The 12,083-nt window shown below is 67.5% G+C and carries 10 protein-coding genes; 7 read left to right on the top strand and 3 right to left on the bottom strand.

Translation table 11 applies throughout. The features are described 5' to 3' along the window. Positions 1-7: 7 nt before the first annotated feature. A complete protein-coding gene (locus VV867_RS22785; RefSeq protein WP_328567629.1) occupies positions 8-799 on the top strand; it encodes a helix-turn-helix transcriptional regulator in 792 nt (263 codons plus the stop codon). Between the two features lie 79 nt (positions 800-878). Further along, a complete protein-coding gene (locus tag VV867_RS22780; protein WP_328567628.1) occupies positions 879-1,490 on the top strand; it encodes a LysE family translocator in 612 nt (203 codons plus the stop codon). A gap of 262 nt (positions 1,491-1,752) precedes the next feature. On the opposite strand, the gene VV867_RS22775 is transcribed toward VV867_RS22780, so the two are convergent. Beyond that, positions 1,753-2,472 (bottom strand): 16S rRNA (uracil(1498)-N(3))-methyltransferase, encoded by a 720-nt coding sequence (locus VV867_RS22775; RefSeq protein ID WP_328567627.1) that lies wholly within the window; start codon positions 2,470-2,472, stop codon positions 1,753-1,755. A 118-nt stretch (positions 2,473-2,590) separates the two neighbouring features. Further along, positions 2,591-3,994, bottom strand: a complete 1,404-nt coding sequence (locus tag VV867_RS22770; RefSeq protein ID WP_109933630.1) for an adenosylmethionine--8-amino-7-oxononanoate transaminase — start codon at positions 3,992-3,994, stop codon at positions 2,591-2,593. Positions 3,995-4,148: 154 nt separating this feature from the next. Here VV867_RS22770 and VV867_RS22765 point away from each other — a divergent pair, with 154 nt between their 5' ends. The 3 genes from VV867_RS22765 to VV867_RS22755 all read left to right on the top strand — a co-directional run bounded on the left by VV867_RS22765 (position 4,149) and on the right by VV867_RS22755 (position 7,021). Further along, a complete protein-coding gene (locus VV867_RS22765) occupies positions 4,149-5,633 on the top strand; it encodes a flavin monoamine oxidase family protein (RefSeq protein ID WP_328567626.1) in 1,485 nt (494 codons plus the stop codon). Positions 5,634-5,862: 229 nt separating this feature from the next. Next, positions 5,863-6,417, top strand: coding sequence for a cytochrome b (locus tag VV867_RS22760; protein ID WP_089390929.1), 555 nt, complete (start codon positions 5,863-5,865; stop codon positions 6,415-6,417). Positions 6,418-6,445: 28 nt separating this feature from the next. Beyond that, positions 6,446-7,021 (top strand): YceI family protein, encoded by a 576-nt coding sequence (locus tag VV867_RS22755; RefSeq protein ID WP_109933632.1) that lies wholly within the window; start codon positions 6,446-6,448, stop codon positions 7,019-7,021. Positions 7,022-7,063: 42 nt separating this feature from the next. Here the strand turns inward: VV867_RS22755 and VV867_RS22750 are convergent, their stop codons facing one another. Beyond that, positions 7,064-7,507, bottom strand: coding sequence for a MarR family transcriptional regulator (locus VV867_RS22750; protein ID WP_089390927.1), 444 nt, complete (start codon positions 7,505-7,507; stop codon positions 7,064-7,066). Positions 7,508-7,775: 268 nt separating this feature from the next. Here VV867_RS22750 and mexA point away from each other — a divergent pair, with 268 nt between their 5' ends. After that, complete coding sequence (mexA, locus tag VV867_RS22745; protein ID WP_109933633.1) at positions 7,776-8,924, top strand: multidrug efflux RND transporter periplasmic adaptor subunit MexA; 1,149 nt, start codon at positions 7,776-7,778, stop codon at positions 8,922-8,924. A gap of 15 nt (positions 8,925-8,939) precedes the next feature. Then, entirely contained in the window at positions 8,940-12,083 is a 3,144-nt protein-coding gene (locus VV867_RS22740) for an efflux RND transporter permease subunit (protein WP_275627897.1), read from the top strand.

Here is a 12,083-nt window from a genome sequence, read left to right as displayed (position 1 = left end):
CCCGGCCATGCCGCTGCGTCACGCCTGGCTGGGCGACGGCTTCGAAGTGGCCAGCGCGGCCCTGAGCGGGCACCGCTTCGACAAGCACAGCCACGACGAATTCGTCATCAGCGCCAACCTCTGCGGCAGCGAGGACATCTGGCTGGACGGCCGCAGCCTCCAGGCCAGTGCCGGCGACATCACCCTCTACAACCCGGGGCAGATCCAGGGCGGCGGCGGCGCCGACGGCCAGCCCTGGCGCTTCGTCAGCCTCTACCTGCCGGAAGCCGTGCTGGCCGCGAGCCTCGGCCTGCAACGCCTGGCCTTCGAGCGGCCGCTGCTGGCGCACCCGCAGCTGGCGGTGGAGCTGGCCCGTGCGGTGGAGCTGGCCCTGTCCGGCGACGCCTTCCTGCGCGAGCGCGGCGAGGAGTGCCTGACCCTGGTGCTGGCCGAGCTGGCGCGGCACGCGGGGACCCGGCCGCCGGAGACGGCGGCCCTTGGCCGGCGCCCGGTGGAGCGCCTGCAGGAACTGCTCGCCGCCAACCTCGCCGAACCCTTGAGCCTGGAAGCCATGGCGGAGCAGGTGCAGGTCTCCAGGTTCCACCTGCTGCGGGCCTTCAAGCAGCACACCGGGATGAGCCCGCGGCAGTGGGCCATGCAGCTGCGCACCCGGCGCGCCCTGGCGCTGCTGCGGGCGGGCGTCGCCGTGGGCGATACCGCCCATGCCCTGGGCTTCGCCGACCAGAGCCACCTGACCCGCCACTTCCGCAGCGCCTACGGCGTCAGCCCCGGCCGCTACCAGCGCACGCTGCGCGGCTGAAGCAGCGCAATCCGGTTCAAGTTTTTCCGCCATCGCCCGGGGAGAATGGGCGCATTCCCGCTTTCCGGAGTACCGCCCCATGCTCGCCATCTTTCTCGCCGCCCTGCTGTTCGGCTTCGCCTTCAATGTCTCGCCCGGGGCGGTGTTCAGCGAAACCCTGCGCCGCGGCCTGACCGGCGGCTTCCGCCCGGCGCTGCTGGTACAGCTCGGTTCGCTGATCGGCGACGCGGTCTGGGCATTGCTGGGGTTGACCGGCCTGGCCCTGCTGCTGGCCCACGAACAGGTGCGCGTGCCCCTGACGCTGGCCTGCTCGGCCTACCTGGCCTGGCTCGGCATCCAGGGCCTGCGCGACGCCTGGCGCCCGCCGCTGGATGACCTGGAGGCGGCCACCAGCGCCGGCAACGCCTTCGCCTCCGGGGCGGCCATCTCGCTGTCCAACCCGAAGAACGTGGTCTACTGGGGCGCGCTGGGCAGCGCCCTGGCCGGCATCGTCGAAGGCGCCCCGAGCCAGTCGCAGTCGCTGGTGTTCTTCGCCGGCTTCATGCTCTCGTCGCTGATCTGGTGCTTCCTCTGCGCCGGCCTGGTGGACTGGCTGCGGCGCAACACCTCGCTGTTCTGGCACCGCGTCAGCTACGCCGGCTGCGGCGTGCTGCTGCTCGGCCTGGCCGGCCTGGCGCTGAGGGGGCTCTGAGGCGTGCAGGCGCGCGCCCTGCGCGCGAATCGCGGACGGAGTCCGCTCCTACAGGTCGCCGTGAGGCATGGCATTCCCCCGTTTCCTCGATAGCCGGGCGTTCCGGCGCGATTCGCGGATGAGATCCGCTCCGCCGCTCCACCCGCGCCATTCCCCTGTAGGAGCGCGCCCTGCGCGCGAATCGCGGGCAGGGCCCGCTCCTACACGGTTCGCAACGGCGGATAAGGTTTCAGGAATGTACCGGTGGTTGCCCGGCGAGGCCTCAGAAATCGCCCCACAGCTGCTGCGCCACGCTCAGCGCCACCACCGGCGCGGTCTCGGTGCGCAGCACCCGTGGGCCCAGGCGCGCGGCGTGGAAGCCGGCGGTCTTGGCCTGTTCCACCTCGGCGTCGCTGAGGCCGCCTTCCGGGCCGATGAGGAAGGCCAGGCTGCCCGGGCGGGCGTGGCTGGCCAGGGGCTCGGCCACCGGGTGCAGCACCAGCTTGAGGTCGGCCTTGGCGGCTTGCAGCCACTCGGCGAGGCCGACGGGCGTGTCTATCTGCGGCAGCACCGAGCGGCCGCACTGTTCGCAGGCGCTGATGGCGATCTGGCGCCAGTGGGCGGTGCGCTTGTCGGCGCGCTCGTCCTTCAGGCGTACCTCGCAGCGTTCGCTGACGATCGGGGTGATGCGCGCGGCGCCCAGCTCGGTGGCCTTCTGGATCGCCCAGTCCATGCGCTCGCCGCGCGACAGGCCCTGGCCCAGGTGCAGCCGCAGCGGCGACTCGGCCAGGCCGGCGAAGCTTTCGCGCAGCTCCACGCGCACGTTCTTCTTGCCCACCTCCACCAGCTCGCCGAGGAACTCCTGGCCGGAGCCATCGAACAGTTGCACGGCGTCGCCGGCGGCATGCCGCAGTACACGGCCGATGTAGTGGGCCTGGGTCTCGGGCAGCTCATGCTGGCCGAGGGAGAGGGGGGCGTCGATGAAGAAGCGGGAAAGGCGCATAGGGGCAGCTGCAAGCGGCAAGTGGAAAGCTGCAAGCATAAAGCTTCCCGCTGCGGGGTCGAAGCTTTTGCCCTTGCTTGCAGCTTGTGGCTTGCTGCTCGCGGCTGGCGACCAGCCCTCAACCCGGATCGCGATGGTCCGGGAAACGCTGGCTGACCGCCACGCTCACCGAGCCCTTGCAGGCAATGTCGATGCCTTCGCTGGCCACTTCGGCGAGAAAGTCGATTTCCTCCGGGGTGATCACGTAGGGCGGCAGGAAGTACACCACGTTGCCCAGCGGGCGCAGCATGGCGCCGCGCTCCAGGGCGTGCTGGTAGACCTTCAGGCCGCGGCGTTCCTGCCAGGGGTAGGGCGCGCGGCTGGCCTTGTCCTGGACCATCTCGATGGCCAGGGCCATGCCGGTCTGGCGGACCTCGGCCACGTGGGGGTGGTCGGCCAGGTGCGCGGTGGCCGAGGCCATGCGCGCGGCCAGGGCCTTGTTGGCCTCGATGACGTTGTCCTGCTCGAAGATGTCCAGGGTCGCCAGGGCTGCGGTGCAGGCCAGCGGGTTGCCGGTGTAGGTGTGCGAGTGGAGGAAGGCGCGCAGGGTGGCGTAGTCGTCGTAGAAGGCCTGGTAGACCTTGTCGGTGGTGAGCACCGCGGCCATCGGCAGGTAGCCGCCGGTCAGGGCCTTGGACAGCACCAGGAAGTCCGGGGCGATGCCGGCCTGCTCGCAGGCGAACATCGTGCCGGTGCGGCCGAAGCCGACGGCGATCTCGTCGTGGATCAGGTGCACGCCGTAGCGGTCGCAAGCCTCGCGCAGCAGCTTCAGGTACACCGGGTGGTACATGCGCATGCCGCCGGCGCCCTGGATCAGCGGCTCGACGATGACCGCGGCGACTTCCGCATGGTGCTGTTCCAGGGTGCGTTCCATGTGTTCGAACATGGCCCGCGAATGAGCCTCCCAGCTTTCGCCCTCGGCGCGCAGGTAGCAGTCCGGGCTGGGCACCTTGAGGGTGTCCAGCAGCAGCGACTTGTAGGTCTCGGTGAACAGCGCCACGTCGCCCACCGACATCGCCGCCACGGTTTCCCCGTGGTAGCTGTTGGTCAGGGTGACGAAGCGCTGCTTCGCCGGCTGGCCGCAGTTCTGCCAGTAGTGGTAGCTCATCTTCAGCGCCACCTCTATGCCCGAGGAGCCGTTGTCGGCGTAGAACACCCGCGACAGGCCTTCGGGGGTGAGGCGCACCAGGCGCTCGGACAGCTCGACCACCGGTTGGTGGGTGAAGCCGGCGAGGATCACGTGCTCCAGCTGGTCCACCTGGTCCTTGATGCGCTGGTTGATGCGTGGGTTGGCGTGGCCGAAGACATTCACCCACCAGGAGCTGACCGCATCCAGGTAGCGCTTGCCCTCGAAGTCTTCCAGCCACACGCCCTGGCCGCGGCGGATCGGGATGACCGGCAGGCGCTCGTGGTCTTTCATCTGGGTGCAGGGGTGCCAGAGCACCTCCAGGTCGCGCTGCATCCACTCGGCGTTCAGGCCCATGGCAGGTCTCCTCTTGAAGTCGTCGGGCAAGCCTATGCAATGGGACATGGACGGACAAGGCGCGCGCCGCGACACACGGCAGGGGATGGCATCTGGCCGGCCACTGGGCGCTGGCGTATGCTGCGCGCCTTCGCACCATGTTGGGGGATGCACGATGAAGATTCGATGGCTGCGCGCGGCTTCGCTGCTGGCGCTGGCGGCGTTCAGCGCGTTCGCGTTGGGCAAGGACAGGCAACCGACCGCGATCGTGGTCGGCGGCGGGCTGGCGGGCCTCAGCACCGCCTATGAACTGCAGCAGTCGGGCTGGCAGGTCACCCTGCTGGAGGCCAAGCCGCAGATTGGCGGGCGCTCGGGCCTGGCCACCAGCGAATGGCTGGGCAACGCCAAGGCCCAGCCGACCCTCAACGGCTACCTGGACACCCTCAAGCTCAAGGCGGTGCCGGCGCCGGAGTTCGTGCGCACCCCCAGCTACCTGATCGACGGCGTCTACTATAGCTCCACCGACCTGAAGCAGAAGATGCCCGCCGTGGCCGCTGACCTCGAGCGCTTCGAGAAGTCGCTGAACGACCTCGCGGCGTCCATCGACGACCCGCTGGACCCGCTGGCCAACAAGACTCTGTTCGCCCTCGACCAGCTCAACGTCGCCCGCTGGCTGGACAAGCTGAACCTGTCGCCGACCGCGCGCCTGCTGGTCAACCAGCGCATCCGCTCGCACTATGACGAGCCCTCGCGCCTGTCGCTGCTGTACCTCGCCCAGCAGGGCCGGGTGTACCGCAACGTCGACGACCGCGACCTGCGCGCCGCGCGCCTGCCCGGCGGCAGCCAGGTGCTGGCCGAGGCCTTCGTCAAGCAGTTGAAGACCATCAAGACCAACGCCCGCGTCAGCGCCATCGTGCAGGACAAGGACGGCGTCACCGTCAAGGCCGGCGCCACCGGCTACAAGGCCGACTACGCGGTGCTCGCCGTGCCGCTGCGCGCCCTCGGCCAGATCCAGCTGACCCCGGGCCTGAGCGCCAAGCAGCAGGAGGCGCTGAAGAACACCAACTACGGCTGGCGCGACCAGATCCTGCTGAAGTTCAAGCGCCCGGTGTGGGACGACAAGTCGCGCCTGTCCGGCGAGATCTACAGCGACCAGGGCCTGGGCATGATCTGGGTGGAGCCCGCGCTCAAGGGCGGCGCCAACGTGCTGATCAACCTCTCCGGCGACAATGCCCGCGTGCTGCAGGCCTTCGGCGACCGGCAGATGGTCGACCAGGTGCTGATCCGCATGAACAAGTACTACCCGAAGATGCGCGGCGCCTATTCCGGCTATGAAATGCGCCGCTACAGCACCGACGTCAGCACCGGCGGCTCCTACCTGGCCTACGGCCCGGGGCAGATCAGCCGCTTCTGGCGCGCCTGGGAGCAGCCGCTGCCGCGCGTCGCCTTCGCCGGCGAGCACACCGACGCGCTCTACCCGGGCACCATCGAGGGCGCCCTGCGCAGCGGCAAGCGCGCCGCCGCGCAGCTGCGCGACCTGGCCGACGGCAAGACCATCAGCATCCCCGCGCCGGCCAAGGCCAGCGAAGTGCCGGCGGCACCGGCCGCGGGCGAGGGCAAGAAGAAGGGCGCCTTCTCCTGGTTCACCGACATGTTCTGAGCCGCGGCTCCGGCCGTGGAAAGGGGCGCCCGCGGGCGCCCCTTTTCTTTTGCATCGAATAATTCCCGTACCCTGGGTGTTATCCCGTAAAACGCCCCTGGAGGCTCTGGAATGGTCATTAGCCAGCGAATCTATCTTGTGAATCGATGTTTCAAAGCAGTAATTTCCACTTTTATCCGATCGTTTTGCCGCTAGTCTTGACGCTCCGGCTTTATCAGGAAACCTCTCGATGCAATGGCGTAATTCGCCCTCCCGTTACGGTCTGGTCAGTCTCTTCCTGCACTGGGGCAGCGCCCTGGTGGTCTTCGGCCTGTTCGGCCTGGGCCTGTGGATGCGCGAACTGGACTACTACGACACCTGGTACCACCGCGCCCCGGAAATCCACAAGAGCATCGGCATCCTGCTGGCCATCGCCCTGATCGTGCGCATCGCCTGGCGCTTCCTCAGCCCGCCGCCGCCGGCCCCGGCCAACCATGGCGCGCTGACGCGCAAGGCCAGCAAGCTCGGCCACCTGGCCCTGTACGGGCTGCTGGTCGCGGTGATAGTCGCCGGCTACCTGATTTCCACCGCCGAGGGCAAACCCATCAGCGTGTTCGGCTGGTTCGACGTGCCGGCGACCCTCAGCGGGCTGCCCGAGCAGGCCGACACCGCCGGCGCCATCCACCTGTACCTGGCCTGGGCCCTGGTGGTCCTCGCCGTGCTGCACGCCCTGGCGGCGCTCAAGCACCATTTCCTCGACCGCGATGCGACCCTTACCCGCATGCTCGGTCGTTCCACGGATTGACCCCACCTCTCACCATACGGAGATCACCATGCTGAAGAAGACTTTCGCCGCCCTGGCCCTGGGTACCGCCCTGTTCAGCGCCGGCCAGGCCATGGCCGCCGACTACAAGATCGACAAGGAAGGCCAGCACGCCTTCATCGAGTTCCGCATCCAGCACCTGGGCTACAGCTGGCTGTACGGCCGCTTCGACGACTTCGACGGCGCCTTCACCTTCGACGAGAAGAACCCGGCCGCCGACAAGGTCAAGGTGACCATCAACACCAACAGCGTGAACACCAACCACGCCGAGCGTGACAAGCACCTGCGCAGCGGCGACTTCCTGAACGTCTCGAAGAACCCCACCGCGACCTTCGAGTCCACCGGTGTGAAGGCCGACGGCAAGAACGCCGAGATCAGCGGCAACCTGACCCTCAACGGCGTGACCAAGCCGGTCACCATCAAGGCCGAACTGATCGGCCAGGGCGATGATCCGTGGGGCGGCTACCGCGCCGGCTTCCTCGGCACCACCACCCTGAAGCTGAAGGACTTCAACATCCAGCGCGACCTCGGCCCGGCTTCCCAGGAAGTCGAGCTGACGCTGTCGGTGGAGGGTGTGCGTCAATAAGACGCAGTTGCAGCGAAACGCCGGCGCAAGCCGGCGTTTTCGTTAGCGGGGCAGCTCCTGCTGGGCGTCCAGGCAGCGTTGCAGCAGCTGCGCCATGCAGCGTTGCTCGTCGGCGTCCAGTGGTGCAAAGAGGCTGTCATGGGTGCGTGCCAGAATGGCCTGGGCCTGTGCGTGAACGACCTTGCCGGCCTCGGTGAGGAACAGCTGGAAGCTGCGCTGGTCCCCCGGGTTGCGCTCGCGCCGCACCAGGCCGCGGCTCTCCATCTCGCGGACCTTGCGGGTGATCAGCGCCTTGTCGCGGCACATCTGCCGGCCGACGTCCTGCAGGTTGAGGCCCTCGGCCTCGCCGATCAGCTCCAGCAGGCGGATGTCCGGCGGCGCCAGGTCGATACCCTGGGCGTGCAGGCCCATCTGCAGCTGGGTGCGCAGATGCTCGAAGAGCGCCATCAGGTTCTGTGGCAGGTCGGGATTCACGGGGCGGGTCATGGCCTGGACGGGGTAAACGGAATGTAAAGCCGATTGATCGGCCGATTCATTTTCCTTATTTTAGTTGACGCTATCAACTTTATAACAAGCCGCTCACGCCTGACCGGAGACAGCAGGAAACTATCAGCCATCGGCTAAAACGTTTCAGTGCTTTTCTGACAGGGCTTTCGGACGTTTACAAACAAACCTGAATGTAAGTATTTTGCCAGCCTTTCCGGCCCGGCTGCCTGCCGTGGTGCCGGATGCTTTCGCTTACGAGGACAACGATATGCAACGAACGCCAGCCAAGCGCGCCCTGGTCTGCGCCCTGCTCGTCGCCATGGCGACCCTTGCCGCCTGCGGCAAGAACGAGGCCCCGCAGCAGGCGCAGATCCCGGAGGTCGGGGTGGTGACCCTGCAGGCCCAGACGGTGCCGCTGAGCACCGAGCTGCCCGGTCGCACCACGGCGTTCCGCGTGGCCGAGGTACGCCCGCAGGTCAACGGCATCATTCTCAAGCGCCTTTTCAAGGAAGGCAGCGACGTCAAGGAAGGCCAGCAGCTGTACCAGATCGACCCGGCCACCTACGAAGCCACCTACCAGAGCGCCAAGGCCAACCTGATGTCCACCCAGCAGCAGGCCGAGCGCTACAAGCTGCTGGTGGCCGACGAGGCGGTGAGCAAGCAGCAGTACGCCGATGCCCAGGCCGCCGCGCTGCAGGCCAAGGCCGCGGTGGACCAGGCGCAGATCAACCTGCGCTACACCAAGGTGCTGTCGCCCATCTCCGGGCGCATCGGCCGCTCGGCGGTGACCGAGGGCGCGCTGGTGACCAACGGCCAGGCCACCGCCATGGCCACCGTGCAGCAGCTCGATCCCATCTACGTCGACGTCACCCAGCCGTCCACCTCGCTGCTGCGCCTGCGCCGCGAGCTGGCCGCCGGCAACCTGCAGAAGGCCGGCGACAATGCCGCCAAGGTCAAGCTGTTCCTCGAGGACGGTTCGGCCTACCCGCAGGAAGGCAAGCTGGAGTTCTCCGAGGTCTCGGTGGACCAGGGCACCGGTTCGGTGACCGTCCGCGCCGTGTTCCCCAACCCCGGGCATGAGCTGCTGCCGGGCATGTTCGTGCATGCCGTGCTGCAGGAAGGGGTGAAGGACAAGGCCATCCTCGCGCCCCAGCAGGGCGTCACCCGCGACCTGCGCGGCCAGCCCACCGCCCTGGTGCTGGGCGCCGACGACAAGGTCGAGCTGCGCAACATCAAGACCGACCGCACCGTGGGCGCCTACTGGCTGGTCACCGAGGGCCTCAAGCCCGGCGACCGCCTGATCACCGAGGGCCTGCAGTACGTCCAGCCCGGCGCCCAGGCCAAGGCCGTGCCGGCGAAGAACGTCGCCCCCGCGCCTGAGGCCGGCACGCCCGCCGCCTCGGACAGCCAGGGTTAACCAAGGGGTTTCGCAATGTCGAAGTTTTTCATTGACCGGCCTATCTTCGCCTGGGTTATAGCCCTGGTGATCATGCTGGCGGGCGGGTTGTCGATCCTCTCGCTGCCGGTGAACCAGTACCCGGCCATCGCCCCGCCGGCGATCGCCATCCAGGTGAGCTACCCGGGTGCCTCCGCGGAAACCGTGCAGGACACGGTGGTCCAGGTGATCGAGCAGCAGATGAACGGTCTCGACCATCTGCGCTACATCTCCTCGGAGAGCAACTCCGACGGCAGCATGACCATCACCGTGACCTTCGATCAGGGCACCAGCCCGGACATCGCCCAGGTCCAGGTGCAGAACAAGCTGCAGCTGGCCACGCCGCTGCTGCCGCAGGAAGTGCAGCAGCAGGGCATCCGCGTGACCAAGGCGGTGAAGAACTTCCTGATGGTCGTCGGCATCGTCTCCGAAGACGGCAGCATGACCAAGGAAGACCTGTCGAACTACATCGTCTCCAACATCCAGGACCCGCTGTCGCGGACCGCGGGCGTGGGCGACTTCCAGGTGTTCGGTTCGCAGTACGCCATGCGCATCTGGCTGGACCCGGCCAAGCTCAACAGCTACCAGCTGACGCCCAACGACATCGTCACCGCGGTGCAGGCGCAGAACGTGCAGATCTCCTCCGGCCAGCTGGGCGGCCTGCCCGCCTTGCCGGGACAGCAGCTCAACGCGACCATCATCGGCAAGACCCGCCTGCAGACCGCCGAGCAGTTCGGCGACATCCTGCTCAAGGTCAACACCGACGGCTCCCAGGTGCGCCTGAAGGACGTCGCCCGGGTGGCTCTCGGCGGCCAGGACTACAGCATCAACGCGCAGTTCAACGGCAAGCCGGCCTCGGGCATCGCCATCAAGCTGGCCACCGGCGCCAACGCGCTGGACACCGCCAAGGCGATCCGCGCCACCATCGGCCGTTTGCAGGACTTCATGCCCGAGGGCATGAAGGTGGTCTACCCGTACGACACCACCCCGGTGGTCTCCGCTTCCATCCATGAAGTGGTCAAGACCCTGGGCGAGGCGATCCTCCTCGTGTTCCTGGTGATGTACCTGTTCCTGCAGAACTTCCGCGCCACCCTGATCCCGACCATCGCCGTGCCGGTGGTGCTGCTGGGTACCTTCGGCGTGCTGGCGGCGTTCGGCTTCTCGATCAACACCCTGACCATGTTCGGCATGGTATTGGCCATCGGCCTGCTGGTGGACGACGCCATCGTGGTGGTGGAGAACGTCGAACGGGTGATGGCCGAGGAAGGCCTGCCGCCCAAGGAGGCGGCGCGCAAGTCCATGGGGCAGATCCAGGGCGCGCTGGTGGGCATCGCCATGGTGCTCTCCGCGGTGTTCCTGCCGATGGCCTTCTTCGGCGGCTCCACCGGGGTGATCTACCGGCAGTTCTCCATCACCATCGTCTCGGCCATGGCCCTGTCGGTGCTGGTGGCGCTGATCCTCACCCCGGCGCTGTGCGCCACCATGCTCAAGCCCATCCAGAAGGGCGACCATGGCGAGCACAAGCGCGGCTTCTTCGGCTGGTTCAACCGCAAGTTCATCGACACCACCCACGGCTACGAGCGCGGCGTCACCTCGATCCTCAAGCACCGCTCGCCGTACCTGCTGCTGTACGTGGTGATCGTCATCGGCATGGCCTGGCTGTTCACCCGCATCCCCACCGCCTTCCTCCCCGACGAGGACCAGGGCGTGCTCTTCGCCCAGGTGCAGACGCCGCCGGGCTCCTCCGCCGAGCGTACGCAGAAGGTGGTCGACCACATGCGCGAGTACCTGCTGGACAAGGAAGGCCAGGCGGTCAACTCGGTGTTCACCGTCACCGGCTTCAACTTCGCCGGCCGCGGCCAGAGCTCGGGCATGGCCTTCATCATGATGAAGCCCTGGGAAGAGCGCCCGGGCTCGGAGAACAGCGTGTTCGCCGTGGCCGATCGCGCCCAGCACTACTTCTTCAGCATCAAGGACGCGATGGTCTTCGCCTTCGCCCCGCCGGCGGTGCTGGAGCTGGGCAACGCCGTGGGCTTCGACATCTACCTGCAGGACCAGGCCGGCGTCGGCCACGAGGCGCTGATGCAGGCGCGCAACAAGTTCCTCCAGCTCGCCTCGCAGAACCCCGTGCTGCAGCGCGTGCGCCCCAACGGCCTGAACGACGAGCCGCAGTACCAGCTGCTGATCGACGACGAGAAGGCCAGCGCGCTGGGCGTTTCGCTGGCGGACATCAACAGCACCATTTCCATCGCCTGGGGTTCGAAGTACATCAACGACTTCATCGACCGTGGCCGGGTGAAGAAGGTGTATGCCCAGGGTGAGCCCGGTGCGCGCATGAGCCCGGAAGACCTGGCCAAGTGGTACGTACGCAACGCCAGTGGCGAGATGGTGCCCTTCACCGCCTTCGCCACCGGCAAGTGGACCTACGGCTCGCCGAAGCTGGCGCGCTACAACGGCGTGCCGGCCATGGAAATCCTCGGTGAGCCGGCCCCCGGCCGCAGTACCGGCGAGGCCATGGCGGCGGTGGAAGAGATCGTCCAGCAACTGCCCAAGGGCATCGGCTACTCCTGGACCGGCCTGTCCTACGAGGAACGCCTGGCCGGCTCGCAGACCACCTCGCTGTTCGTGCTCTCGGCCATCGTGGTGTTCCTCTGCCTGGCGGCGCTGTACGAGAGCTGGTCGATCCCGTTCTCGGTGATGCTGGTGGTGCCCCTGGGGATCATCGGCGCGCTGCTGGCCACCTCGATGCGCGGGCTGTCCAACGACGTGTTCTTCAAGGTCGGCCTGCTCACCACCATCGGCCTGTCGGCGAAGAACGCCATCCTCATCGTGGAGTTCGCCAAGGAACTGCACGAGCGCGAGGGCAAGCACATCGTCGACGCGGCCATCGAGGCCTGCCGCATGCGTCTGCGCCCGATCGTCATGACCTCGCTGGCGTTCATCCTCGGCGTGGTGCCGCTGGCGATCTCCAGCGGCGCCGGCTCCGGCAGCCAGCACGCCATCGGTACCGGGGTGATCGGCGGCATGGTCACCGCGACCGTGCTGGCGATCTTCTGGGTGCCGTTGTTCTACGTGGTGGTCAGTACCCTGTTCAAGGACAAGGCGTCCAAGCAACAGGCGACCACCGAGAAGGGGCATTGA

The organism is Pseudomonas sp. JH-2 (assembly GCF_036231725.1).
In the GTDB taxonomy this organism is placed as follows: Bacteria; Pseudomonadota; Gammaproteobacteria; order Pseudomonadales; family Pseudomonadaceae; genus Pseudomonas; species Pseudomonas delhiensis.
Note: the sequence above shows the minus strand (reverse complement) of the source record. Positions and strands in the feature narration are given on the sequence as shown.

Coding starts and splice junctions, on each gene's coding strand:
- VV867_RS22755 (WP_109933632.1), top strand. CDS start 6,446: ATGCTGAAGAAGACTTTCGCCGCCCTGGCCCTGGGTACCGCCCTGTTC.
- VV867_RS22760 (WP_089390929.1), top strand. CDS start 5,863: ATGCAATGGCGTAATTCGCCCTCCCGTTACGGTCTGGTCAGTCTCTTC.
- mexA (WP_109933633.1), top strand. CDS start 7,776: ATGCAACGAACGCCAGCCAAGCGCGCCCTGGTCTGCGCCCTGCTCGTC.
- VV867_RS22740 (WP_275627897.1), top strand. CDS start 8,940: ATGTCGAAGTTTTTCATTGACCGGCCTATCTTCGCCTGGGTTATAGCC.
- VV867_RS22750 (WP_089390927.1), bottom strand. CDS start 7,507: ATGACCCGCCCCGTGAATCCCGACCTGCCACAGAACCTGATGGCGCTC.
- VV867_RS22770 (WP_109933630.1), bottom strand. CDS start 3,994: ATGGGCCTGAACGCCGAGTGGATGCAGCGCGACCTGGAGGTGCTCTGG.
- VV867_RS22765 (WP_328567626.1), top strand. CDS start 4,149: ATGAAGATTCGATGGCTGCGCGCGGCTTCGCTGCTGGCGCTGGCGGCG.
- VV867_RS22785 (WP_328567629.1), top strand. CDS start 8: ATGCCGCTGCGTCACGCCTGGCTGGGCGACGGCTTCGAAGTGGCCAGC.
- VV867_RS22775 (WP_328567627.1), bottom strand. CDS start 2,472: ATGCGCCTTTCCCGCTTCTTCATCGACGCCCCCCTCTCCCTCGGCCAG.
- VV867_RS22780 (WP_328567628.1), top strand. CDS start 879: ATGCTCGCCATCTTTCTCGCCGCCCTGCTGTTCGGCTTCGCCTTCAAT.